Source organism: Arthrobacter sp. 10T416, assembly GCF_056394165.1.
Map to the genome: position 1 here is coordinate 26,789 of NZ_JBFTHI010000011.1, position 21,707 is coordinate 48,495.

Sequence of the window (21,707 nt, forward strand, 5' to 3'; positions counted from 1 at the left end):
GGTTGCTCCACTGCGTTGTAGAGGGATGGGACGTTGGTGGGGTGGTCGCGCCAGCTAGCGGGCGGCGGCGGCCTGCCCGGCGAGGAAGGTGTCGATGGCCTCGCGCCGGGGAAGGCTGGGGCTGGCTCCGGCCACGGTGACGGCCAGCGCGCCGCCGGCCATGGCGCGCCGGAGGGCGTCGTCCCAGTCCAGACCCTCGGCCAAGGCGCTGCCCAGGACACCGGCGAAGGCGTCGCCGGCCGCCGTCGTGTCCACGGCGGTAACCCGGAAGGGTTCCTGCACGGTGACCGTGGTGCTGTCCGCGCCGGTCCGTTCGACGACGACGGCGCCCGCGCCGGCCAGCGTGATGACTGCACGGTGCACGCCGCGGTCCGTGAACCACCGGCCGGCCGCCGTGGCTGATGCGTGGTCCGTGACCTCGATTCCGGTGATCAGCCGGGCTTCGGTCTCATTCGGCGTGACGATGTCAACGTGCGGCCAGAAGTCCGGGTCGAGCCCTGTTGCCGGCGCCGGGGCGGGGTCCAGGATGACGGTGATGCCGCGGGCCTTGCATCCGCGCGCAGCTTCGAGCGCCGATTCGTGCGGGATCTCCAGCTGGATTAGGGCGACTGCGGCCTGCTGTCCGGGCTGCTCGAGGGTTTCCCGGATGTGCGCGGGGCTGAGCCGGGAGTTGGCGAGCGGGATCATCACGATGTCGTTTTCGGCCGAGGAGTCCACGCGGATGTGTGCGATGCCGGTGGGGCCTTCGGTGCGGAGGACGTTGGAGGTGTCGATGCGTTCCTCGGCCAGCGTTCCGAGGACCAGCTCGCTGAAGCCGTCGTTTCCGACACTGCCGACCAGCGAGACCTGGCTTCCGGCGCGTGCCGCAGCCAGTGCCTGGTTGGCGCCCTTGCCGCCGAGCACCATGGTGAACGAGTTGCCGAGCACCGTTTCGCCTGGCTGCGGCAGGCGGTCACTGAAGCTGGTCAGGTCGCAGGTGATGCTGCCGATCACCAGTACGTTCCCGTTTCCGGGCGCAGTTGTTGTCATGGGATTCCTTAAGCAGGGGTCAGGTGGGGTGTCAGTGGGAGGGCGGAGCGGCGCAGGACTGCCGGATGGTCAGGCTCACCGGAAGGACCTTGTGCTCCAGCGGGGGCTGGATGGGTCTGCCGAAGTGTTCGATCCGGGCGAGCAGCAGGTCTGCGGCGGCATGGCCCTCGGCGATGGCGGGCCGTGAGATGACGGTGACCGGCGCCGGGAGGAGCTCCGCCAGGTCGAAATCGTCAAAGCAAAGGAAGGACAGCTGCCCGGGAATGGAAACGCCGGCCGCGTGCAGCGAGAGCAGGGCGCCCTGGGCCATGGTGTTGTTTCCCACGAAGAGGGCGGTGATTCCGGTGGGGTCCTCGATCAGTTCCTGGGCGGCGCGGCGGCCGAAGTCGCGGCTGAACTCTCCGATCTTGATGGCCTCCGCGGGCACCTGGATGCCGGCGTCGGCCAGGGTCTGCAGGAAGACTTCGTGCCGGACACGCCCGGGGACGGTGTCCTGGCGGCCGCTGATGATGCCGAACCGGCGGTGCCCCAGGGACAGGAAGTATTCCGCGGCTGCCTTGGCGCCGCTGGCGTTGTCGACGTGGACCAGGTCAAAGCCGGGGTCCTCAACCACGGTGCGGTCGATGAGGACCACCGGTTTGTTGAGGCCGGAGAGCATCCTGCGCGTGTTCTCGCCCTCCTCGGCCGGAACGATCGCAACGGCGTCGACCGCCTCCACGAGGTTTCCCAGCAGTTCCGCTTCGGCGCTGGACTGCTCATCGCTGCTGGCAACGATGATCCGGAACCCCTGTGTCATGGCCCTTTCCTCGATGCCCCGGACCAGGGTAGCGAAGTAGGGGTTGGAGATATCAGGAACAATGACGGCAATGCTGTGGTGCTTGCCCAGGCGCAGGCCGCGGGCGCTGGCGTTCGGCCGGTACCCGAGATCGGCGATGGCCTGCCGGATGGCGTCGGCGCTCCGGACGTTTTCCCCCGCGAGCATGCGGGAGACGCTTGCAATGGAGACGCCGGCGAGCTTTGCCACGTCATGGATGTTCGCCACGGATGCACTCTCCTTTGAGTCGGCCAGCTGGGCGGGTCCGGCACGTCACGGCCGGGGCGGGACAGCCGGTTGTGAATCCAATCACGTCGGCTTTGCAATACTGTAAACGTTTTCAGTTAGCAGCACAAGAGCCGGTTTTCTGCCGGCTCAGCCCAACACCGCGGGTAACTCCTTGGTAAACGCCAGCGGGCGCGGAGAACGGTCTGACGGCGATGGTCAGCTCGCCGTCCTTCCTGGCGGCCTCCTCAACCGGGGCGGCGGCCATGTTCCGTTGCAAGATCTTCCGGTTCTGTTACCGAAGATTGCCCCGCGTGACGCGAGGGGACGGAATTGTGCGCCGCCGACCCGGCCCTCGCCTAGCCTGCATAGAAGACGGCAGACGATTGGGGGGCGCAAGGTGTCACTGACGACGCGCGGGACAACGCATCAGCTGGCCATTGACGCCCCCGGCGACCTGGTCTTCGGCGTGTTGCGCGACGCCTCGCACTGGCCCTACCTGGATGGTCTCACCATCTATTCCGAGCACGTCAGTGGCGACGAGTGGGAACACGAATTGAGGATCTCCGTCGTGGCGAACGGCGCCCTCAGTTCAAGTCACTGCCGCCGGCTCTTGGATCCGGGCCGGCTGCGGATCCTCTTTGAGCAGGCGCGGCCCGAGGCCCCGCTGGTGCGGCTGGCCGGCGGCTTGGCAGTGACGCGCGGCGCCGACGACGAGGCCGGCCTTGCAGTGGTCACGCTAAGTCACGAGTATGAAGTTGAGGACGGTGCGGCGGATCTCTCCTCCTGGATCCACCGCAGTATTGACGATTACGGCCAGCGGGAACTTGCCGCCCTCAAACTCAGTTGCGAACGGCTCGCGGTTTTGTTGCGGCAGCATTCCGGTGGCCGGGAAGTGGAAGTGGCCCATGGACGACCAGTACACAACTGAACGGGACGGCTTTGGCAGGCTGCTCGCCGACCGGCAGGTCTGGCGGCAGGCCACCACCATCCCTGCGGCCGGGGAACTGACCGCGCGCTGGCTCGAGGGCAGGAGCCAGTACCAGCCGGGGACTTTCACCGCCGGCATCGACGCGGAAACGGAGCCGATCGCCGACCAACTCGCGGTATTGAACCGCAGCGGCCTGTTCACCAAGGAGTCGCAGCCCGGCCTTCGCGAGGGCGGCAACACCCAGCGCGCTTATGTCACCGGCTACTGCGCCCCGGAGTCGGCCGGCCGCCTGCTGGAACTCTCATCCCGGACCGAGCTGGTGACCGTGGGGCACGCCCCGGGCGAGATGAGCCGCGCCTCAATCCCCGTGACGCTGCGGGACACGGAGATCGTCACGGTTTTGGGCACCAGCGAAAGCCCGATCGAGGCAGACCAGCTCCAGGACTGGTCGGCCGAGGCCAACGAATCGCTGGCCCTGGTGCTCGCGGAGTCCTGGTATGTCGAGGTTTTCGACCCGGTCTGGGGGCGCGACGACGTCCTGCTGGACGCGGTGCTCGACGCCCTCACCGCGGGGTAAGCTCAGCCGATTCCGGCAGCCTCGTCCAGGGTGCGGGCCTCGAAGTGTTCGAGCATCTCCCGCATGGCCTCGACGCCCTGCGTAAAGGTGTCCGACGCCCGCCACTGCTCAATTTGTTCCAACGACTCCCAGGGGCCGGTGCTGATAAAGCGGTTCCGCACATCGCGGTCGTGCATCAGCACAGCCTTGGCGTGGGGGTAGTCCTCCTGGGTCTTCCGTGCCAGATCGCGCCAGGCCTGCACAAAATCGTTCTCGCGTCCCGGGTGGACCAGCCAGATTCCAAGTGTGTAGACAGACATGGCTGCCGCCTCCATTCTCCGTATGGGGTTGATACCGGCGATTATCATCCCGCCGCAATGGAGCCGGTAGGGCCGGACTGCCCGGCGGGGCGGGGCGGCGGGGCGGGGTGTGCCGTGCGTGCGACGGGGGCGGCGTGGCGACATGCCCATCGGTGGTCGTCAGGGATGGACCTGCTCATCGGTGAACTTCGGCGACGACGAGCATGTGCATCGAACGTCATCAGGAATGGACATGCTCAATGGTGGTCCGCGAGCGTGGGCATGCTCAACGAGGATCTTCCCGAAGGATGGGCATGCTCGTCGTTAGTCGAGGCCGCTGGACATGCCCATCAGTGCCCGTCAGGAGTGGACATGCTCGTCCGGGCGCACCGAGAAAGACGGACATGCCCAGTCTTCGAGCCCAAGGATGGACATAGTTGCGTTATGTCCATTGGTCGGCGCGAACGTTGAGCATGTCCGATGGGTGCTCCCGGGGACGGGCATGTCCCGAGGTGGGGCCGGGACTCCTCCGGCACGCGCGCCAAAGCCTGCCGGGCAACGGCCTCCGCAGTCGCACCAGGTCCAAGACCCACGAGTCGTCACGCCCTCGCCAGCCCCGCCCACCTCACAGGACCTCGCTGCGGTCCGCCCACCTGAAGCGAATGGTCCCACCGATCGGCACCTGCGCGGCGATATCCAGCTGCGAGTCGACGACGACGGCGATCACCGGGTAGCCGCCCGTGATCGGATGGTCGGCCAGGAACAAAACGGGCAGGCCTTCGGGCGGAACCTGCAGGGCGCCGGAGACGGTCCCCTCGCTGGCCAGTTCCCCGTCGCGGGCGCGCTGAAGCGGGGTCCCGTCCAGGCGCATCCCCACCCGGTTGGACTGCGGCTTCACCTGCCACTCCTGACCGGTCAGGGAATCCAGCGCCGCCTGATCGAACCAGTCCGCGCGCGGGCCAGACACGACATCCAGGACTGTCACCCCGGAGCCGGGAAAGTCCGGCTGCAGTTCGGGGTCGCCGACGACGCCGGACTCGGCACCGCTTCCGGCCGCGAGGAAGCCGCCGGCAGCCAGCGGGTCGGGACCGATCCCTGACATGGTGTCGGTGGACCGGCTGCCGAGGACCGGGGCGGCGTCCACCCCACCCCGCACAGCGAGGTAGCTGCGGAAGCCCCGCTCCGGCACACCCACGGTGAGGGTTTCGCCGTCGAGCAGGACAAACGGGGCGGCCATCGGGACGGTGCGGCGGGCGGGCTCGTCCTCCGAGACGTCCGGTGTGGTGATGACCAGTTCGGAGGGTGCCCCCGCGACGGCCAAGACCTGGTCACCGACAGCTTGCACCCTCAGTCCGCCGGCCACGGTTTCGATCGCCGCGGCCGACGGCGTGTTCCCAACGAGCCGGTTGGCGCGGCGCAGTGACGCCCGGTCGAGGGCGCCGGACGCGGATACGCCGAGGCCGGAGTGGCCGTGCCGTCCGAGGTCCTGGATCAGGCTCTGCAGGCCAGGTGAGACGATCCGGAGCCCGGCCCCCGCCTCCGACACGGCGCGCTCGGGCCGCGGAGCCGCCTCCGCCGCGGCCGGCTCGGGCCGCGGAGCCGCCGCCAGCGGGACGGTCTCCCGGACGGGCCGGAACTGGATCCGCGTACCCGGGGCGGCGAGGGCAGGCTGCTCCCGGTCGAGGTCCCACATCCGCGCGGAGGTGTGGCCGATCAGCTGCCAGCCCCCGGGCGAGCGGCGGGGGTAGACCGCCGAATAGGTTCCGGCCAGCGCCACGGAGCCTGCAGGCACTGCGGTTCGGGGCGAACTGCGGCGCGGAACCTCCAGGGTGTTGTCCTCCCCCACGAGGTATCCGAAGCCGGGCGCGAAGCCGGCGAAGGCTACGGTCCACTGCTGGCGTGTGTGTGCGGCGATCACGCCATCGACCCCAAGGCCGGTCAGCTTCCCCACTTCGGTGAGGTCCTCGCCGTCGTACACGGTGTCGATAACAACCAGGCTGCCATCGCGCTGCACCGGATCGGTGAGGTCGAGCTGCAGCAGCTGCGCGCCGATCCGGCGGGCGGCGGAGGGCGAGTCGGCCGTGACCATCACGGTCCGGGCTGCGGCCAGGACGTCCACCTGGCCTGGCAGCGGGTGCTCCAAAAGCAGCGCTTGCAGCGCCAGTACGCCCTCGGTACCGGTCAGCTCGGCCAGCACCGCGCGGGTGCCCACCGCCCGCACCGACTCCACTTTGTGCCCGGATGCCCCCCGCGCCACCCCCGGCTCCATCCCTGCGTCCATGATTACCCCCGCCATTTCCCGCACCTAGGCGCGCGTACCCTGCAGCAGTCGCTCTTCCTCGCTGGACTGCGGGTTCCGGCCAATCGCCAGTCCCACCACCGTCACTACCGCGGACAGCGCGAGGTAGCCGGCGATCAGGAACCAGTTCCCGGTGGCGGCGAAGAGTGCGGTGAAGACCAGCGGGGCAATGGCGCCGCCAATCACCCCGGCGAGGGTGTAGGCCAGCGAGCTGCCGGCGTAGCGCAGCCGGGCGGGGAACTGCTCGGTGATGAAGGCGGCCTGCGGGCCGTACATAAATGCGTGCAGGGCCAGGCCGATCACGACGCCGATGGTCAGGACAGCCACCGATTTGCCCTGGATCATCAGGAAGAAGAGCGGAATGTAGATGGCGGTGGCGACGGCGGCGAGGCCGTAAACGAGGCGCCGGTTGAACCGGTCCGTCAGCGCGCCGGCGGCCGGGATCAGGGCCAGCTGGAATGCCGAGCCGATCAGAATGGCGCCCAGGACGTTGCCGGTGGTCATCCCGAGCTGCTTGGTGGCGTAGAGGGCGACGAAGACGGTGAACAGGGAGTACAGCACGTCCGGGCAGATCCGCGAGAGGGCGGCCGCCACAAGGGCGCGCGGTTCCCTGGTGAAGACTTCCTTCAACGGTGCTTTGGGGGCTTCGCCGTGGGCCTGGATGGCTTTGAAGACCGGGGTTTCTTCGAGCCGGAGCCGGATCAGGAGGCCGAAGACCACCAGCAGTGCGGAGGCAAGGAAGGCCACGCGCCAGCCCCAGGACAGGAAGGCCTCGTTGCTGAGGGTCGCCGCGAGCAGGGCCAGGACGCCGTTGGCCATGAGGTTGCCTGCCGGTGGCCCGATCTGGGCGGCCGAGGACCAGAACCCGCGCTTCCGGGCATCCCCGAATTCGCTGGAGAGCAGGACGGCTCCGCCCCATTCGCCGCCGACGCCGATGCCCTGGGCCAGGCGCAGCAGCACCAGGATGGCCGGGGCGGCAACGCCGATGGCCGAGTAGTCAGGCAGCACGCCGATGAGCACTGTGGCTACGCCGATCAGCATCAGCGTGACAACGAGGACATGCTTGCGGCCGATCCGGTCGCCGAGCCGGCCGAAGATCACGCCGCCGATGGGTCGGGCCAGATAGCCGACGGCGAAGGTCGAGAAGGACAGCAGCAGCCCCACCAGTTCGTCGCCTACCGGGAAGAAGATCTTGGGGAAAATCAGGGCCGAGGCGACCGAGTAGATCGCAAAGTCGTAGTACTCCAGCGAGGTGCCGGTGAGGCTCGCGATGTAGGCCTTGAGGGCGCCGGGCGGCAGATTCCTCTTGGCGGCGGCCGGAGCGGCCTGGTGTGGTGTGGTCATGATGGTCCTCCAAATTTCGGTGCGGCGCCGTTGCCGGACGGGTGAGGTTAGACGAAGGGGGCGGTGCCGATCCCGGCTGCTTCGAGCGCTTCCCGGACGGCGGCCGCCATCGCGACGGCTCCCGGGGAGTCGCCGTGGACACAGATGCTCTCCGCGCGGATCTTCAGGATGGAGCCGTCGATGGTGCGGACCGCCGAATCGGCGGCCATCCGCAGGACGTGTTCGGTGACTTCGGCATGGTTGTGAAGCACGGCGCCGGGCAGCGTGCGGGAAACCAGGGTGCCGTCCGGGTTGTAGGCGCGGTCGGCAAAGGCTTCCGTGACAGCGCGCAGCCCGGCAGCCTCGGCCAGGCGGAGCACTTCGGAGCCCGGCAGGCCCAGGATGGGCAGGCCCGGGTCGACGGACCTGACGGCGTCGACGACGGCCTTCGCCTGCGCGGTGTGCGCCACGATCGCGTTGTACAGGCCGCCGTGCGGCTTCACGTAGGTGACTGTGCCGCCTTCTGCGGCGGCCAGGGCCTGCAGCGCGCCGATCTGGTACACGACGTCGTCCGCCAGTTCTATGGGGTCGATGTCGAGGAAGCGGCGGCCGAACCCGGCTAGGTCGCGGTAGCCGACGTGGGCGCCGATCCGGACTCCGGCGGCTACGGCTTCCCTGCACGTCCGGCGGATGACGCTGGGGTCGCCGGCGTGGAATCCGCAGGCCACGTTGGCGCTCGAAACGGACCGGAACATGGCGGAGTCGTCGCCGATGCTCCAGCGGCCGTAGGACTCGCCGACGTCGCTGTTCAGGTCGATGGTGGTCGTCCCGGTAGTGCCCATTCGTGATCCTCGTCTCAGTGTGGTGCTCCTACTAGGATGCCCCATTGTGTTGGATTGTTCAACAATCCGACGATTCACCTGAAGAACAATCGTGTAGATTCGGCACTATGAGCACACCCGACGCCGCCCCGCAGGCCCTGGCAGCGGCGGCCCGGCTGCGGATCGCCGTCCCGTCCGTGGCGGATCGGGTCGCGGCCGAACTCCGGCAGCAGCTGGCCGACGGCGTACTGCTCCCGGGCGCCCGGCTCACCGAGTCGACCATCGCGGAGGACCTCGGTGTCTCGCGCAACACCGTCCGCGAGGCTTTTGCTGAACTGGCCGCCGAGCGTCTTGTGGTCCGGCAGCCCAACCGCGGCGTCTTCGTGGCCAGCCTTGCCCCCGGCGACATCCACGACGTCTACACGGTGCGGCGCGCCATCGAGGTCGCAGCCCTCCGCGGCGGCGGCAGCCCAGAGCGGGTGGCTGCGGTCCGCGCCGCCGTCGACGAGGGCCGCGCCGCCGCGGCAGCCGACGACGAGGAAGGCCTGGGCACCGCAAACCAGCACTTCCACAAGGCAATCGTCGCCCTGGCCGGCAGCCGGCGCTTGGACACGATCATGTCCCAGGTCCTCGCCGAAATGCGGCTGTTCTTCCACAAGGCCACGGTGGACGCGCACTTCTACCGCAGCTACCTCGACGACAATGAGCTGATCTGCACCGCCCTGGAGGCGGGCGACACGGCCCGGGCCGCGGACCTGCTGCTGGCCTACCTCGACCGCTCGGAGCAAAAGCAGAGCGCGGTCCACGGCGCCTGACTTTCCCGGGCCGCGGGTCTGCCGAAACGGATTTGGCCTCGCGACGCGCAAAATACCTGTCGCACCGGAAATACCCGCGGCGCTGGGCAATATCCGAGTCGGGTGGACCAACCCGCGTCGCCCAGCTACATCCGCGTCGCCCAGCTACATCCGCGTCGCCCAGCGCGCGGGACCCCGCTTGTTAGGCTGACGTCATGAAACGACGCCTCGCCGCCCTGTCCGCCGTTGCCCTGATGCTCCTCATTTCCGGCTGCGGCCAGGTGCAGCAGGCTGCCGAAAAGGCGGTCAATGACGGCGCGTCCCAGGTTGCCAGCGCGGCCGGCAGCGAGATCAAGAAACAGGCCTGCTCACCCGTGGCAGACGGCCTGGTCAGCGTCCAGGACAAAAAGGCCCTGGCCGGCCTGGTGGCCGGCGCGAAGGGCGCAGGAGTGCCGGCGGAGATCACCACCCCGCTGAAGCAGATCGCGGATTCCGGGGACCAGGTGCCGGCCGACGCCGTCAAGAACCTCCAGGCCGCCTGCGCCAAGTAGGCAGCCCGCGGGGTCGCCCGGGAAACGGCGACCTCCCCCCAGTCAGTGGGGTCGGCTTAGCGCTTTCCCTTTTTGCGGGATCCCTTGCCGCGGCCCTTGTCCGGGTTCGGCGCATACCGCTGGGCCACTTTCGGCTTCTTCACGGCCGGGCCACGGCGGTCCGGCTTCGGCGCGCGCTTGGGCTTATCCTGCTGGGCCGAGGGCTGCCGGGAACTGGCGGCGGTCCGGCCGCGGACGATCCCGATGAACTCCTCGATGACTTCGTCTGTGGTGTCGCTGGGCCAGGCCAGGGCGATTTCGGTGCCGGGGGCGCCCGTGAGTTTCCGGGCCACCGTGTCCTTAACGTTGAAGTGCCGGGCCACGGACATCGGCAGGATCACCAGGCCCGCGCCACTGGCCACCACCTGCAGGGCCGGTTCGGGTCCGCCAAGGGCGGCGACGTCCAGGAAGGATTCCGCGGCGAGATCATCCAGCGCGACCTCCTCGAAGACCGAGATTTCGTGCCCCTTCGGCGCGACCACCACGGGTTGTTCCTCGTAGAGGGGGATGACGCTGAGGCCCTCGCGCTCCACAGGAAGCCGGACGAAGCTCAGGTCCGCGGAGCCGTCCCGCAGCACCGCGAGCTGCGCGCCGTCGTCGGCCATAAAGGAGCGCAACGGAACGTCCGGCATCCGCTCTTCCCAGCGCCGGATCCACTTGCCGGGGGTCACACCGGCTACGTACGCGAATGTCAGCTCCCGGACGGCGGCATCGGGGTGGTCGTGGGGCTGGGCTGTTTCTTCGTCTGCGGGCACACGTTCACAGTACCGCCAGTGCCGCAGGATGGTCCGGCCCCTGCGGCCGGGTGGTGCCCTGCAGCCATCCCGCCGGATACCCTTGAACCATGACCTCTGCAAACTCCCAGTCCATGAAGCCGGCCACCGTTGCCAAGAAGCTTGGCATCTACCTGCCCGCAACACCCCAGGAGTTCCAGGATTCGGTTATCACCCGCGCAGATTTCGCCGAGCTCCAGGCCAACCCGCCGGAGTGGCTTGCCGAACTGCGCCGCACCGGCCCGCACCCGCGCCCCGTCGTCGCCCAGAAGCTCAACGTCTCCATCAGCGGCCTGGCCCGCGGCGGCGTCGAGGAGGCGCTGACGACGGCGGAAATCACCGCGCTGCTGCAGGCTCCCCCGGCCTGGCTGGTGGCCGAACGCGCCACCCACGCCGCCGTCCGCGCCGAGGCCCAGCGGGTCAAGGACGACGCCGCGAAGAAGGAAGCGAAGCGCGCACGCCAGTAGCGCCCGTCCGTTTCGACGGTTCCGCGCCGCTTCGACGCCGGTAACCATCCAGCCTGCAGGGAACCGTCGAATTGGCGGCCCGCGCCTAGTCCTGGTGCAGCTGGACGTAGTTCCCGCAGCCGTCGTCCAGGACCGCCGTTGTGCCGCCCGGGCCCTCCGACGGCTCGGACTGGAAGACCACACCCTTGGCGGCCAGCCGCTCGTATTCGGCCCGGACATCCGGCACGCCGAAGACGATCGCGGGCATCCCGGCATCGTGCAGGGCGTTCATGTACGTGGCCCCGATCGGATTGTCACTGGGCTCCAGCAGCAGCCCCACACTGCCGCCGTCGCCGGGATCCTTGACGATGTAGAGGTTGTGTTCGGGCAACACCATCAGCGTTTCAAACCCGAGGACTCCGGTGTAGAACTCGTGGGCGGCGGCCGGGTCCTTGACGTGGATACTGCACATTTTCAATCGCATGCGCCCTAGGCTACGCCGCGGTAGCTGCCGCGGGGAACCGCCCATTGACGGTCCGGCGCGGATGGACTCCAATGGAATCAGCGGAACTGCGCCCGCCCGGTCGCGTCCCGCGGGAGGTGCGCGATGCCGTCACTTGGAGGATCCGGCCCGCTTGGGGCCTGGCAGTTCCTGGCGCTTGCCCTCCTGATTGTCGGCGTTGTGGCCGCCTCGACGTTTATGGTCCGTAAGCACCGGGCGTCCGACGGCGCCCTGCCGGACGCCGTGTTCTGGGACGGTTTCGCGGGGCTCACCGTCGTTCTTCCCGCCGTCGTCCTTCCGGCTTTGGCCTCCCCGCGGGCGGGATCGGTCCTCGCCGGGCTCGCCGTGGCAACTGCCGTGCTCAGCTACCGCTGGGCGCCGGCGCTCTTCCGCTGGCAGGAGAACCGGCAGGCGGTGCGGGAGGCCACGGCCGACGACGACGCGGCGGCGCTCCGGCACCGCGCGGCCCTGGCGCGCTGGCAGCGCTACGAACTGGACCCCGCCCTCGAAATAGATTTCCCGGCCATGACGGACCCTGGGTGCGCGGAGACCGCCGCGATGTACAAAGCCATGCGGAAGGCCGATCAGTTGCGCGGCGGCACCGGTCACAGCCGCACCGGGTACGGCGGCACCGGTCACAACGGCACCGGCGGGGACGGCACGCCGTCCACGGGCTACAGCACCGCCGTCGAACGCTTCGAACAGGCACTGGCAGAGGCTGAGACCGCCGCAGGCGCCCGGCACATTTCCACAGGAGGGGCATGATGACTGACATCACGATAATCGGCAGCGGCAACATGGCCCGGGCGATCGGACTCCGCGCCGTCGCAGCGGGCCGCTCCGTGCAGGTCCTGGACCGGACGCCGGACAACGCGGCCACACTCGCGGCCGAGCTGGGTTCCGGCACTACGTCCGGCGGCCTGGGCGACGTGCCCGACGGCGACATCGTGGTGCTGGCCCTCTATTTCGAACCGGCGAAGGAGGTCGCCACGCACTATGGCGACACGCTGAGCGGCAAGACAGTGATCGAGATCAGCAACCCGATGGACCCGGAAACCGGGGACTCGGAGGTGGAACCCGGGAGCTCCGCGGCAGAGGAAATCGCCCGGCTCCTGCCCGGCGCGCGGGTGGTGAAGGCCTTTAATACGACGTTCGCCGGGCCGCTGGCGGAGGGCTCCTCACAGGGCATGGCCCTGGACGTTTTTATTGCCTCCGATTCGGAGGCGGCCCGGAATGAGGTGGCGGCCTTCGCGGCCGCGGCCGGACTGCGGCCCCTCCAGGTGGGCGCGCTGCGCCACGCCCGCGACCTGGAGGGGATGCAGCTGCTGGTGATGGGCCTGCAGATGAACCCGGCATACGAGTCCTTCGCCTGGAGCACGGCGCTGAAAATCCTCGACTGAGCGGCGAAGTCCGGCGGCGCCGAGCCCCTGCCCCGGCCGCGCCGCGGCTCCCGCGCCTAGAGTTCGACCGTTCCGCTTTCGCCGACGCTCATCCGGCTGTTCGTGACCTTCGATTTCACCCACTGCAGTACGGTCGCGGCCGTTCCGCCGGGGCTGGTCCAGTACTCGGCCGAATCGGAGTCCACGCGCAGCAGGACCACGCCCGGGGTGTCCGGGCCGTCCGGGAACCAGGCCTCGACCATCTGGTTCCACCGGTCGTGGATGGCCTGCCGGTCGGTAACAACCTCCGCGGTGCCGGCCACGGAGACCCACTCGGTCCGCTTACCGAATGAGACGTTGACTGCGGAATTGGCTTTGATGTGGGCTACCTGGGAGGTTTCTGCCGACGTAAAGAACCACATGTCGCCGTCGTCCTGCACGTCCTGAACGGCCAGCGGCCGGCTGACAAGGGCGCCTTTTTCATTGATGGTGGTGAACATTCCGATCCGCGAATCGTTGATGATGTCCGTCACCTTGCTGATGTCCTGTGCGTCCGACATGCGCTCACCGCTTCCATAATCCAACGGAGGAAGGTCCTCCTTCCGCCAGCCTATTGATAAGTGTGCTTACTTTTCAAGGAGCGCACACGGGGCCGGCGGAGGGAGGACCTCCAACACACGGGGATCAGCCGCGGGTCAGGACCTGCCCCTTGAAGAAACCGGGACGGAGCCTGGCCATCACCAGCATCAGGACCACGCCCAGCAGGATCACGCCCATGCCGAGGATGAACACCAGGCCCAGGCCACCGATGGAGGAACCTGAACCGTAGTCCGGGTCCATGGAGTCGTAGGCGGTCTTGAAGAACATCACCAGCAGGATCACGCCGCCCAGCAGCGGGGCCAGGAACTTGAAGAAGAACGAGTGCGCCCCGCTGAAGGCCTCGGCCCGGAAGAACCAGACGCAGGCCAGGGCCGTGATGCCGTAGTAGAAGCAAATCATCATGCCCAGTGCGGTGATGGTGTCGTACAGGGCGTTTTCGGACAGGGTCCGGGTGATGACGTAAAACGCTGCGGCCGCGGCGGCCGAGGCGACGGTGGCGTAGCTCGGCGATTTGTAGCTGGGGCTGATCCGGCCGAATTTTTGCGGCAGGGCCTGGTAGTGGCCCATGGACAGCAGGGTCCGCGCCGGGGAGACGAACGTGGACTGCAGCGACGCGGCCGAGCTGCTCAGGATAGCCAGGGACATCAGGATGGCGAACGGGCCCATCACGGGTCCGGCGAGGACGGCGAAGATGCTGCCCTGGTTGTCCGGGTTTCCGGTGCCCAGGCCCTCGGTTCCGACGCCGGCGAAGGCCAGGGTGGCCAAAGCGACGGTCATGTAGATGATCACAATCACCAGGACCGTGACGGTGGCGGCCCGGCCGGGGGTCTTCTCCGGGTTTTTCGTTTCCTCGTTCATGGTCAGCGTGACGTCCCAGCCCCAGTAAATGAAGATGGACAGCGACACGCCTGCGGCAAAGGCGGAGAAGGATTCGACGGCGAACGGATTGAACCAGTCCGGTGCGATGGCTGTGGCATCAAAGGCCGTCCCGTTCGCCACGTGGCTGAACGCGGCGACGGCGAACCAGCCCAGGACCAGCAGCTGGAAGGCCACGAGCACGTACTGCACCGTCTTGGTGGTTTCCATGCCCCGGTAGGAAACCCAGCACGCCAGGGCAATGAACACCAGGGTCGTGGCGATGTTCAGCGGCAGGACCTTGGTGAGGTCCGCCAGCTCCGGATTGCCGAAGAGCTGGGCCAGCATGAGGTAGAAGAAGTCCACGGCGACGGCGGCAAGGTTGGACAGCACGATGATGGTCGCCGCGATCAGCCCCCATCCGCCCATCCAGCCGATCCACGGCCCGAACGCCCGCGAAGCCCACGTGAACGAGGTTCCGGCGTCGGGCATGGCGTTGTTGAGCTCCCGGTAGCCGAACGCCACCAGCAGCATCGGCAGGAAGCCGACCAGGAAGATGGCCGGCAGGTGGACGCCCACCTCGGCGACTGTCGGGCCGAGGGCGGCGGTGAGGGTGTAGGCCGGGGCGATGCAGGATACGCCGATGACGACGGCGCCGATCAGCCCCACCGACCCGGCTTTGAGGCCCTTCTCGCTCAGGCCGTGTTGCCGGTCCGCCGGGCCGGCTGTGGTAGCCACGTGTTTGGTGCTCATGCTGTTGCCTCTCGGGAGGTGTCATTCGACGTTGAATGGGTTCGGGTCTTGAGCTCGTAGTCGCTGGGGACCACGATCATCGGCACCGGCAGTGCGCGCAGTATCCGGTTGGCAGTGCTGCCGAGGAAGATGGAGCGGCTCCGGGCAAGGCGGCTGGATCCGATCAGGAGGACCTCTCCGTCTTCCCAGTCGAGCCGGTCCACAGCCTCTTCGACGTCCCGGCCCTGGGCCACGACGACGTCGGCCCTGCCGTCGGGCGCGGAAGCAGCGGACCCGGCCGCGCCAGCGGCGTCGGCCGGGAGGGCCGCTGCGAGGTGCCGGGTGGCGTACGCGTTGGCGGCCGTCGCGGCGTCCGCGGAGTCCCCCTCGTCCAGGGTCAGCAGGGAGACAACGCGCAGCGGAACTTCGCGGTTGACCGCCATCGAGACGGCGTAGTCCAGCAGTTCCTCCGCGCCCGGGCGGTCCCCAAGTCCGCAGCTGACGCGGGTCAGGGCCTCCCGGCGGTGGTAGCCGTGCGGGGCGAGGGCCACCGGGACAGTGGCTGCGTGCAGCAGTGCACTCGCCACCGAGCCGATGGTGAAGCGCTTGAACAGCCCGCTGCTGGTGGCGCCGATGATGAGCATGTCCGCCTGGAACTCGTCACAGGCCTCGATCAGCGTCTGCGCATCGGATTCACCGCTGCGGACGTGCGCGGCGGCCGGGACGTCCGCCGGCACCAGGGCGAGGGCTTCCTCCAGCCATTCCCCCGCCTGCTGGTGCAGGTAGCTGTCATATCCCGCGGCGGGGGCGTGCGCGGCGTTGAACGGCCCGGGCTCCGGGATGGCCACCACCAGGTCCAGGCCCGCTCCGCGGCCGCGGGCCAGGGAGACGGCCAGGTTCACGGCGTCGCGGCCCCTGGCATTGGCTGAATACCCCACTACGTAACGCATCTGGCCGACCTCTCTGATCTTCTTTTCGGATTGTTGGATGGACTTTGGGGACTTAGCGTGCGGCCGTGGTCCGGTCCGCGGCCGCGGCGATCCGGGATGCGACCCGGCGCCCCATCCGGACGGCGCCGTCCACGTGCTGGTAGCCCTCAGCAGCAAGGTCCGAGGAGGCCCAGTAGATCGGCCCGACGGGCGCGTGCTGGTCCTTGCCGTAACGGTGCAGCCCGCCGAGGTCGTAACTGGCCGCGTACGCCCCGCGGGTCCACTCTTCGGAACCCCAATCGGATTCGTAGTAGACCTCCGGGGTGAGGGCCTTTTCGCCCAGGAAGGCGGCGATCGATTCGAGGATGGCGCGCTTGCGGTCTGCGGCGCTGAGCTCGAACATGGCGTCTGCTTTTTCGTCGGAGACGAAGCCCACGAGGGTGCCGCGGGGATCCTCGTGGTTGGTGTTGTCGTAGACCTCCTGGACCAGGGCGTCCGCGCCGAAGCAGGTTCCGGACAGGCCCTCTTCGCGCCAGAACGGTGTGCTGTAGACGGCGTGCACCTTGATGACGAGGCCCAGGGACTGGTGCTGGTGCATCTGGTGCTGGCGCCGCGGCAGGGGCGGGTTGTAGGAGACCCGAGAGTAGAGGTTGGGCGGGACGGCCATGATGACGAAGCGGGCCGTCACGGTGGCCCGGTCCGATTCGACGGTCACCCGCTGCCCCGCGCTGCCCTCAGCGGCGGCGCCCTCCCAATGGATGGTGCGCACCGGACTGGAGAGGACGACGTCGTCGCCCAGTTCCGCGGCCTGCAGTAGCGAGACCTGCTGCATGCCGCCGACGACGCGCTTGTCCAGAATGAAATCCTCATCGGTGAGGTTGGTGAAGGAGCCCGCGGAGGCGGCCATCAGCACGGCCTGCAGGGCCGAGAAGGCGTGGGCCGGCTTGGTGAGCATGCCCCCGGCGATGAAGAGTCCGATGTTGTTGCAGGCTTCCTCGTCCGAGGAGTTGGCCCGCAGCCAGTGATGGAAGGAGATGGTGTCCAACTCGCGGGCCTTGGGGTGGGCCCACGGCTCGGAGGCGCCGATCTCCGCGGCGAGCGAGTCCAGGAGGGCCGTCAGCTTGTCCATCTCGGCCGCGGTGGTGGCGCTGACGGGGAAGGTGTCGCCCGTGTAGAGCGTGCGCCGGCCGTCTGCGCCGATGTAAACCGATTCGCCGGCCCGGTAGCGGTCGTAGGTCTCGAGCCCGAGTTCGTCGAGGAGTTCCAGCAGCGCCGTCTGGTCCGGCGAGACCCACTGGCCGCCGATCTCCAGCATGGCCCCGTCGACGGCGTCGGTCCACGTCCGGCCGCCCACGCGGTCGCGGGCTTCCAGCACGGCGACGCTCAATCCGGCCTTCCGCAGCTCCCTCGCTGCGGTGAGGCCGGCGGGCCCGGCTCCGACGATGACGACGTCGCGGTCAAGTTCCAGCATGATGTCCTCTCCGTGGCCGCAAAGTGATGCTAACCACTAAATGAATGCCATTCATTTACGACGACTATAGCGGTACGGTGCAGAAGAGGGAAGACCTCGGGAGAAAGTCCCCTACGGTGGAATAATCCTTGGGACAGCCCAGAAGAAAGGTCGCGAATGCCGGCAGCCAGCAGCGCCACCGCGGATCCGCTCCGCCCCGACGCAACGACGGGCCGCCGGGTGGGGCGGCCGCCCGCTGCCGTCCTCGACCAGGCCGGGATCACGTCCGCCGCCCTGCAGCTGGTGCGCAAGAGCGGCTATGACGGCTTCACCATGGCCGCCCTGGCGCGCTCACTGAACGTGGCGCCGTCGGCCCTGTACAACCACGTGGCTTCCAAGCGGGAGGTGCTGGTACTCATCCAGGACCACCTGACGTCTTTCGTCGATGTGTCGGCCTTTGAATCAAAATCCTGGGATCAGGCGGTCCGGGACTGGGCCTGGAGCTACCGCGATGTCTTTTCGCGGCACACTCCCCTCATTCCGGTGATCGCGGTCCTTCCGGTGGCCGACGCGCCCAAGACCCTGGCCATGTATGAGGCCGTCAGCGCCGGGTTCAGCCGGGCCGGCTTCCCGCAGGCCCGGATTGTCTCAGCGATTGTGGCGCTTGAGTCCTTTATCTTCGGCTCCGCCTACGACGTCACGGCACCTGCGGACATCTTCGACGCCGGCAGCCTGGCCTCGTCTACGCCCCACTTCTCCGCCGCCGTCGCCAGCCTCGGTGACCAGGGCTACGCGAACCAGGCGGATGCGGCCTTCAGCCTGGGACTGGAGGCACTGGTGGCGGGATTCGGGGCGCTCCGGGCGAATGGCGAAACTCCGGCCAAATAGCGGTTGGCCGGAGTTTCACTTCATTATGTGCCGGGGCACCTGACTGTTTGCTTAGAGTACGCAAAAGGGAGGGCCCCAAGACCCTCCCTTTTGTCAGCTGGCCCTCGGCCCGCGCTTAGTCGTTGTTGTCGCTGCCCTCGTGGTGGTCACGGTGGCCGCTGTGGTCTTCGTTGTGGTGGCCCTGGTTGTGGTCGCCCTCGTTGTGGTGGGCCACATTCCAGTGTTCCGGGCGGTGGCGGGAGTCATCCCGACGTTCCGCATCGCGGCCGTGCTGCCGGGCCTCGGGAGCGGGGGTCGCCGCGGCGGGTACAGCGGCGGCCGGCTTGGCGGCTTCAACCTCTGCCGCGTCGTCACCCTTGCGCTCAGTGGCCTTATGCTCGGTGGCCTCGTTTTCAGTGGCCTCCGTTCCGGCCTCGTTGCCCTCGTTGACATCGCCGGCCTCGTTGTCGTCACCGGTTTCCGGCTCTGCCGGAGCGGGCGCCGAAGAGACCGGGGCGGACGGCTCCGGTGCCTCCGGCGCCGTCGGGCTGGGCTTGGCCGTCTCAGTGGGCGTCTCACTGGGTGTCTCCGACGGGGACTCCGAAGGCGTTTCGGAGGGAGACTCCGAGGCCGCGGAGGCAGTGGCCGTCGCTTCGCTGCCGGCGTCGGCCGTGGTGATGTTCGCGAACGCGGCCGCGCCCCCGCCCAGGGCGATCGCGCCTGCGGCAACCGAGCTGATGAGGAACTTGCTCGCGGCAAGACTGGTCAAAATAGGCATGGAAACCTCCGGAATTTCTCGTCTTGATTGCTCATTGGATATTTCTCGGATTGGGCTGCGGCTGCCTCACCGCACGTTCGGACTGACCGAACGCCCGCACCACCGTAGGCACATATGCGGTGCGTGTTGGGCGTTCCTGCGGTGATGCTGTGGTTCTGTTCATCTCCCGTTCACCGGGCACGTCCGGCTAGGCTGACGCCATGAAGACCCGGTTATCTGCCGCACTGCTGCCGGCGCTGCTGCCAGCGCTGGTGCTCGCCACCGGCTGCACCCCGGCCCCGACGGCCTGCCCTGCCGTCGGCTTCGTCAACCTCGACGCCGTCGAGTTGGATCTCTCCGGCGTTCCGGGCGCCCTGAGGGCGTCCGCCTGCTTCGTTACCAACGAGCACTGCAACCCCGCACCGGTCCCCCAGGACAGCTCCGGGCGGTGGATGGTCCCGCAGGCGACGCCGTTCCTCCAACCCGCCAACGCCCCCACGCCGGCGTCCCGCATCAGGGTCGTCGCCACCAGACCGGACATGTCCGTCTCCGACCACGTCTACGACATCGGCCACACACCGCCGCGCGGAGGGTGCGACAACACCTACGAACTCCTCCCGGTGAGGGTCCACTGATGGGCAGGGGACCCACCCGCCCTATCGACAGGACACTCTGATGAGCGAAACCCGCGCGGAAGAACCCCTGGGGAACACCGGCGTGACGATCCGTCCCATGACCCGGCAGGACTGGCCGGCAGTGGAAGCCATCTGGGCCGAAGGCATCACCACCGGGCACGCGACCTTTGAACCTGCGCCTCCCTCATGGGAAGACTTCGACTCCACCCGCCGGCCAGACCTCCGCCTCGTGGCCGAAGACCGCGGCACGGTGATCGGCTGGGCCGCCGGATCGCCCGTCTCGTCACGGCCGGTCTACCGCGGCGTCATCGAACACTCCATCTACATCTCCGCCGCTGTCCGGGGACGCGGGCTCGGACAGCGGCTCTTATTGGAGTTCATCCGCCACTGTGAAGCGGCCGGCGTCTGGACCATCCAATCCAACATATTCCCGGAAAACACTGCTTCAATTGCCCTGCATCTGCGGCACGGGTTCACCGCGGTAGGCACCCGCCGCCGCATCGGGCACATGGCCTATGGGCCCCGCTCCGGGCAGTGGCGCGACACCCTACTGCTGGAATACCGCAGCCCCGGGGATGCAGTTACAGACCCTCCCGGGGCGGCGGTAAAATCGGACAGTGCGCAGGGTCCTGAAACACGCGAGAGACATCGCCCGGATTGGACCCGCGCAGGCTGACCATCTGCCGGCGCTGCGCGTCGGAGTCAGCATCAGCGTCCCGCTTCTGGCGCTCCTCGCCCTCGGCCGCCCTGACTTGAGCATCTACGCGGTGTTCGGCGGATTCACTGCCATGTACGGGCGCAACGACGGCTACCGCTCCCGGCTCGTTCATCAATCACGCGCCGGCCTCTTGCTCACCTCTGGCCTTGCCCTGGGTGTCCTGCTGTCTGTCGCCCGGGCACCGTCCTGGATCCTGGTGGTGGTGGAGTCGCTGTTCGCTGTGGCAGCATCTCTGGCTGCGGACAGGATGCGGCTCAGACCCTCCGGGCCCTTCTATGCGATCTTCGCGCTCGGAGCCTGCGCATCGGTTCCGACCACCATCCCCTTTGGACTGGCGATCGGCATCTGTGCGGCTTCTGCGGCGTTCTCGGTCCTGGTCGGATCTTCCGGGTGGATCCGCAACAGGACGTGGACCGCGACGACGGCGACGACGGCGCCGGGAGGGGCGGCACTGGATCCGCGGGCGGTGCGCGTGCACGCCGCCCGTTACCTTATAGCCGTCGGCACCGCGGGCGCCCTCGGGGTTCTCGGCGGGGCCGGCCACGCGAACTGGACCATGGCCGCGGCGGCAGTGCCCCTGGCCGCCACTGACAGGAAGAGCCGCATCGTCCGCGGCATCCACCGGGTGGTCGGAACCTTTGCCGGCATCCTCCTCACGGCCCTGATCCTGCTGCCCGGGTTCGACCGGACAACCCTGACCGTCCTCCTTATGGTCCTGCTCTTCCCCACCGAACTGTTTATGATGCGCCACTACGGGCTGGCCATGATGTTCTTCACCCCGGCGATCCTGCTCATGAGCCAGCTTGCCAACCCGATCAGCCGGTTTGTCCTCATCACGGACCGGGGCATCGAAACCCTCCTCGGCGCTTCCATCGGCATAGCCGTTGCGGTCTTTGTCCCCGAACCCACCAGAAGTCCGTAGCCGGCGCGCACCAGCGAGTAATGCTCGCGCCGCGTTGGCGGGTCTATAGGCGGGCACAAAAAAGGACCCCGGGAAATCAACGATTTCCCGGGGTCCTGATGCGTGCGCGAGGGGGGATTTGAACCCCCACGCCCTTTCGGACACTGGCACCTGAAGCCAGCGCGTCTGCCGTTCCGCCACTCGCGCGCAACTTCTTTCACCCGGCCGGGGCCCGTTCTCCGGACCATCAACCTCGTAAAAGCAGCGAGATCAAGCATAACGGACAACAGCGGGAAAACACCAATCGAGTCCCGGAGGCGCCCGACGCGCCACATTTTCGGCGCCCCGGCCGCCCGTTCGGAGCACCCGGCAGCAGCGCTGCCACTGGAGTCGGCGGCCGGACGTCCGCGCACGTCAGAGCCGCCCGGCTCTAATTTTCACGACCCCTGCGGGGGCGCGCATTAAGGTCATTCCCAGCCTCG

24 protein-coding genes and 1 tRNA gene are annotated in these 21,707 nt (G+C 68.1%); 11 read left to right on the forward strand and 14 right to left on the reverse strand.

Annotated elements, in window-relative coordinates:
* Positions 1–54: 54 nt before the first annotated feature.
* Complete coding sequence (locus AC1DBE_RS12115) at positions 55–1,029, reverse strand: ribokinase (protein ID WP_476970686.1); 975 nt, start codon at positions 1,027–1,029, stop codon at positions 55–57.
* A 31-nt stretch (positions 1,030–1,060) separates the two neighbouring features.
* The gene (locus AC1DBE_RS12120) at positions 1,061–2,071 is read right to left on the reverse strand and encodes a LacI family DNA-binding transcriptional regulator (protein WP_476970687.1); all 1,011 of its coding nucleotides are present in this window, start codon (positions 2,069–2,071) and stop codon (positions 1,061–1,063) included.
* Between the two features lie 397 nt (positions 2,072–2,468).
* Here AC1DBE_RS12120 and AC1DBE_RS12125 point away from each other — a divergent pair, with 397 nt between their 5' ends.
* Together AC1DBE_RS12125 and AC1DBE_RS12130 are read left to right on the forward strand one after the other, a co-directional pair.
* Positions 2,469–2,999, forward strand: a complete 531-nt coding sequence (locus tag AC1DBE_RS12125) for an SRPBCC family protein (protein WP_476878249.1) — start codon at positions 2,469–2,471, stop codon at positions 2,997–2,999.
* Entirely contained in the window at positions 2,977–3,576 is a 600-nt protein-coding gene (locus AC1DBE_RS12130) for a DUF6919 domain-containing protein (protein ID WP_476878248.1), read from the forward strand. Before AC1DBE_RS12125 ends, AC1DBE_RS12130 begins: the two co-directional genes overlap by 23 nt.
* A 2-nt stretch (positions 3,577–3,578) precedes the next feature.
* Here AC1DBE_RS12130 and AC1DBE_RS12135 read toward each other — a convergent pair whose 3' ends face one another.
* The 4 genes from AC1DBE_RS12135 to AC1DBE_RS12150 form a co-directional block, all read right to left on the reverse strand.
* Positions 3,579–3,875 carry an antibiotic biosynthesis monooxygenase family protein gene (locus tag AC1DBE_RS12135; RefSeq protein WP_476878247.1) on the reverse strand — a complete coding sequence of 99 codons (297 nt, stop codon included), beginning with the start codon at positions 3,873–3,875 and terminating at the stop codon, positions 3,579–3,581.
* A 604-nt stretch (positions 3,876–4,479) separates the two neighbouring features.
* Positions 4,480–6,123 carry a 5-oxoprolinase subunit B/C family protein gene (locus AC1DBE_RS12140; protein ID WP_476970741.1) on the reverse strand — a complete coding sequence of 548 codons (1,644 nt, stop codon included), beginning with the start codon at positions 6,121–6,123 and terminating at the stop codon, positions 4,480–4,482.
* 36 nt (positions 6,124–6,159) lie between these two features.
* Positions 6,160–7,497, reverse strand: coding sequence for an MFS transporter (locus AC1DBE_RS12145; RefSeq protein ID WP_476878246.1), 1,338 nt, complete (start codon positions 7,495–7,497; stop codon positions 6,160–6,162).
* Between the two features lie 47 nt (positions 7,498–7,544).
* Positions 7,545–8,318 (reverse strand): LamB/YcsF family protein, encoded by a 774-nt coding sequence (locus AC1DBE_RS12150; RefSeq protein WP_476970688.1) that lies wholly within the window; start codon positions 8,316–8,318, stop codon positions 7,545–7,547.
* Between the two features lie 107 nt (positions 8,319–8,425).
* Here AC1DBE_RS12150 and AC1DBE_RS12155 point away from each other — a divergent pair, with 107 nt between their 5' ends.
* Together AC1DBE_RS12155 and AC1DBE_RS12160 are read left to right on the forward strand one after the other, a co-directional pair.
* Positions 8,426–9,112, forward strand: a complete 687-nt coding sequence (locus AC1DBE_RS12155; protein ID WP_476878244.1) for a GntR family transcriptional regulator — start codon at positions 8,426–8,428, stop codon at positions 9,110–9,112.
* 194 nt (positions 9,113–9,306) lie between these two features.
* On the forward strand, positions 9,307–9,642 hold the full coding sequence (locus AC1DBE_RS12160; RefSeq protein ID WP_476970689.1) for a hypothetical protein: 336 nt from the start codon (positions 9,307–9,309) through the stop codon (positions 9,640–9,642).
* Between the two features lie 56 nt (positions 9,643–9,698).
* Here the strand turns inward: AC1DBE_RS12160 and AC1DBE_RS12165 are convergent, their stop codons facing one another.
* Entirely contained in the window at positions 9,699–10,436 is a 738-nt protein-coding gene (locus tag AC1DBE_RS12165; protein WP_476878242.1) for a LysR substrate-binding domain-containing protein, read from the reverse strand.
* Positions 10,437–10,525: 89 nt separating this feature from the next.
* Here AC1DBE_RS12165 and AC1DBE_RS12170 point away from each other — a divergent pair, with 89 nt between their 5' ends.
* Entirely contained in the window at positions 10,526–10,921 is a 396-nt protein-coding gene (locus tag AC1DBE_RS12170; RefSeq protein WP_476903730.1) for a DUF5997 family protein, read from the forward strand.
* Between the two features lie 85 nt (positions 10,922–11,006).
* Here AC1DBE_RS12170 and AC1DBE_RS12175 read toward each other — a convergent pair whose 3' ends face one another.
* A complete protein-coding gene (locus AC1DBE_RS12175) occupies positions 11,007–11,384 on the reverse strand; it encodes a VOC family protein (protein WP_476970690.1) in 378 nt (125 codons plus the stop codon).
* Between the two features lie 123 nt (positions 11,385–11,507).
* On the opposite strand from AC1DBE_RS12175, the gene AC1DBE_RS12180 reads away from it, so the two are divergent.
* Together AC1DBE_RS12180 and AC1DBE_RS12185 are read left to right on the forward strand one after the other, a co-directional pair.
* Positions 11,508–12,167 (forward strand): hypothetical protein, encoded by a 660-nt coding sequence (locus tag AC1DBE_RS12180; protein WP_476970691.1) that lies wholly within the window; start codon positions 11,508–11,510, stop codon positions 12,165–12,167.
* On the forward strand, positions 12,167–12,802 hold the full coding sequence (locus AC1DBE_RS12185) for an NADPH-dependent F420 reductase (protein WP_476970692.1): 636 nt from the start codon (positions 12,167–12,169) through the stop codon (positions 12,800–12,802). Before AC1DBE_RS12180 ends, AC1DBE_RS12185 begins: the two co-directional genes overlap by 1 nt.
* Before the next feature lie 56 nt (positions 12,803–12,858).
* On the opposite strand, the gene AC1DBE_RS12190 is transcribed toward AC1DBE_RS12185, so the two are convergent.
* The 4 genes from AC1DBE_RS12190 to AC1DBE_RS12205 form a co-directional block, all read right to left on the reverse strand.
* Positions 12,859–13,341, reverse strand: a complete 483-nt coding sequence (locus tag AC1DBE_RS12190) for a pyridoxamine 5'-phosphate oxidase family protein (RefSeq protein WP_476970693.1) — start codon at positions 13,339–13,341, stop codon at positions 12,859–12,861.
* Positions 13,342–13,465: 124 nt separating this feature from the next.
* Positions 13,466–14,989, reverse strand: a complete 1,524-nt coding sequence (locus AC1DBE_RS12195) for an APC family permease (protein WP_476970694.1) — start codon at positions 14,987–14,989, stop codon at positions 13,466–13,468.
* The gene (locus AC1DBE_RS12200; RefSeq protein WP_476970695.1) at positions 14,986–15,918 is read right to left on the reverse strand and encodes a universal stress protein; all 933 of its coding nucleotides are present in this window, start codon (positions 15,916–15,918) and stop codon (positions 14,986–14,988) included. The genes AC1DBE_RS12195 and AC1DBE_RS12200 overlap by 4 nt, the downstream gene beginning before the upstream one ends.
* A 52-nt stretch (positions 15,919–15,970) precedes the next feature.
* Positions 15,971–17,368 carry a flavin monoamine oxidase family protein gene (locus tag AC1DBE_RS12205; RefSeq protein WP_476970696.1) on the reverse strand — a complete coding sequence of 466 codons (1,398 nt, stop codon included), beginning with the start codon at positions 17,366–17,368 and terminating at the stop codon, positions 15,971–15,973.
* A gap of 156 nt (positions 17,369–17,524) precedes the next feature.
* Between AC1DBE_RS12205 and AC1DBE_RS12210 the strand changes: the two genes are divergently transcribed.
* Positions 17,525–18,235, forward strand: a complete 711-nt coding sequence (locus AC1DBE_RS12210) for a TetR/AcrR family transcriptional regulator C-terminal domain-containing protein (RefSeq protein ID WP_476970697.1) — start codon at positions 17,525–17,527, stop codon at positions 18,233–18,235.
* A gap of 115 nt (positions 18,236–18,350) precedes the next feature.
* On the opposite strand, the gene AC1DBE_RS12215 is transcribed toward AC1DBE_RS12210, so the two are convergent.
* Positions 18,351–18,992, reverse strand: coding sequence for a hypothetical protein (locus AC1DBE_RS12215; protein ID WP_476970698.1), 642 nt, complete (start codon positions 18,990–18,992; stop codon positions 18,351–18,353).
* Between the two features lie 200 nt (positions 18,993–19,192).
* On the opposite strand from AC1DBE_RS12215, the gene AC1DBE_RS12220 reads away from it, so the two are divergent.
* From AC1DBE_RS12220 to AC1DBE_RS12230, 3 genes are read left to right on the forward strand one after another with little or no spacing between them, the layout of a single operon-like run.
* Complete coding sequence (locus tag AC1DBE_RS12220) at positions 19,193–19,606, forward strand: hypothetical protein (protein ID WP_476970699.1); 414 nt, start codon at positions 19,193–19,195, stop codon at positions 19,604–19,606.
* 40 nt (positions 19,607–19,646) lie between these two features.
* Positions 19,647–20,282, forward strand: coding sequence for an N-acetyltransferase family protein (locus tag AC1DBE_RS12225; protein ID WP_476970700.1), 636 nt, complete (start codon positions 19,647–19,649; stop codon positions 20,280–20,282).
* Positions 20,224–21,246, forward strand: coding sequence for an FUSC family protein (locus tag AC1DBE_RS12230; protein WP_476903727.1), 1,023 nt, complete (start codon positions 20,224–20,226; stop codon positions 21,244–21,246). Before AC1DBE_RS12225 ends, AC1DBE_RS12230 begins: the two co-directional genes overlap by 59 nt.
* A 103-nt stretch (positions 21,247–21,349) precedes the next feature.
* On the opposite strand, the gene AC1DBE_RS12235 is transcribed toward AC1DBE_RS12230, so the two are convergent.
* Positions 21,350–21,432 (reverse strand) — tRNA-Leu (locus tag AC1DBE_RS12235).
* Between the last annotated feature and the right edge of the window lie 275 nt (positions 21,433–21,707).

Excerpts from the sequence above, each read along its gene's own strand:
- AC1DBE_RS12210 (WP_476970697.1), top strand. The coding sequence starts at position 17,525 with ATGCCGGCAGCCAGCAGCGCCACCGCGGATCCGCTCCGCCCCGACGCA.
- AC1DBE_RS12135 (WP_476878247.1), bottom strand. The coding sequence starts at position 3,875 with ATGTCTGTCTACACACTTGGAATCTGGCTGGTCCACCCGGGACGCGAG.
- AC1DBE_RS12215 (WP_476970698.1), bottom strand. The coding sequence starts at position 18,992 with ATGCCTATTTTGACCAGTCTTGCCGCGAGCAAGTTCCTCATCAGCTCG.
- AC1DBE_RS12145 (WP_476878246.1), bottom strand. The coding sequence starts at position 7,497 with ATGACCACACCACACCAGGCCGCTCCGGCCGCCGCCAAGAGGAATCTG.
- AC1DBE_RS12205 (WP_476970696.1), bottom strand. The coding sequence starts at position 17,368 with ATGCTGGAACTTGACCGCGACGTCGTCATCGTCGGAGCCGGGCCCGCC.
- AC1DBE_RS12195 (WP_476970694.1), bottom strand. The coding sequence starts at position 14,989 with ATGAGCACCAAACACGTGGCTACCACAGCCGGCCCGGCGGACCGGCAA.
- AC1DBE_RS12130 (WP_476878248.1), top strand. The coding sequence starts at position 2,977 with ATGGACGACCAGTACACAACTGAACGGGACGGCTTTGGCAGGCTGCTC.
- AC1DBE_RS12160 (WP_476970689.1), top strand. The coding sequence starts at position 9,307 with ATGAAACGACGCCTCGCCGCCCTGTCCGCCGTTGCCCTGATGCTCCTC.
- AC1DBE_RS12175 (WP_476970690.1), bottom strand. The coding sequence starts at position 11,384 with ATGCGATTGAAAATGTGCAGTATCCACGTCAAGGACCCGGCCGCCGCC.
- AC1DBE_RS12180 (WP_476970691.1), top strand. The coding sequence starts at position 11,508 with ATGCCGTCACTTGGAGGATCCGGCCCGCTTGGGGCCTGGCAGTTCCTG.
- AC1DBE_RS12190 (WP_476970693.1), bottom strand. The coding sequence starts at position 13,341 with ATGTCGGACGCACAGGACATCAGCAAGGTGACGGACATCATCAACGAT.
- AC1DBE_RS12225 (WP_476970700.1), top strand. The coding sequence starts at position 19,647 with ATGAGCGAAACCCGCGCGGAAGAACCCCTGGGGAACACCGGCGTGACG.
- AC1DBE_RS12185 (WP_476970692.1), top strand. The coding sequence starts at position 12,167 with ATGACTGACATCACGATAATCGGCAGCGGCAACATGGCCCGGGCGATC.
- AC1DBE_RS12115 (WP_476970686.1), bottom strand. The coding sequence starts at position 1,029 with ATGACAACAACTGCGCCCGGAAACGGGAACGTACTGGTGATCGGCAGC.
- AC1DBE_RS12170 (WP_476903730.1), top strand. The coding sequence starts at position 10,526 with ATGACCTCTGCAAACTCCCAGTCCATGAAGCCGGCCACCGTTGCCAAG.
- AC1DBE_RS12200 (WP_476970695.1), bottom strand. The coding sequence starts at position 15,918 with ATGCGTTACGTAGTGGGGTATTCAGCCAATGCCAGGGGCCGCGACGCC.
- AC1DBE_RS12150 (WP_476970688.1), bottom strand. The coding sequence starts at position 8,318 with ATGGGCACTACCGGGACGACCACCATCGACCTGAACAGCGACGTCGGC.
- AC1DBE_RS12140 (WP_476970741.1), bottom strand. The coding sequence starts at position 6,123 with ATGGAGCCGGGGGTGGCGCGGGGGGCATCCGGGCACAAAGTGGAGTCG.
- AC1DBE_RS12155 (WP_476878244.1), top strand. The coding sequence starts at position 8,426 with ATGAGCACACCCGACGCCGCCCCGCAGGCCCTGGCAGCGGCGGCCCGG.
- AC1DBE_RS12220 (WP_476970699.1), top strand. The coding sequence starts at position 19,193 with ATGAAGACCCGGTTATCTGCCGCACTGCTGCCGGCGCTGCTGCCAGCG.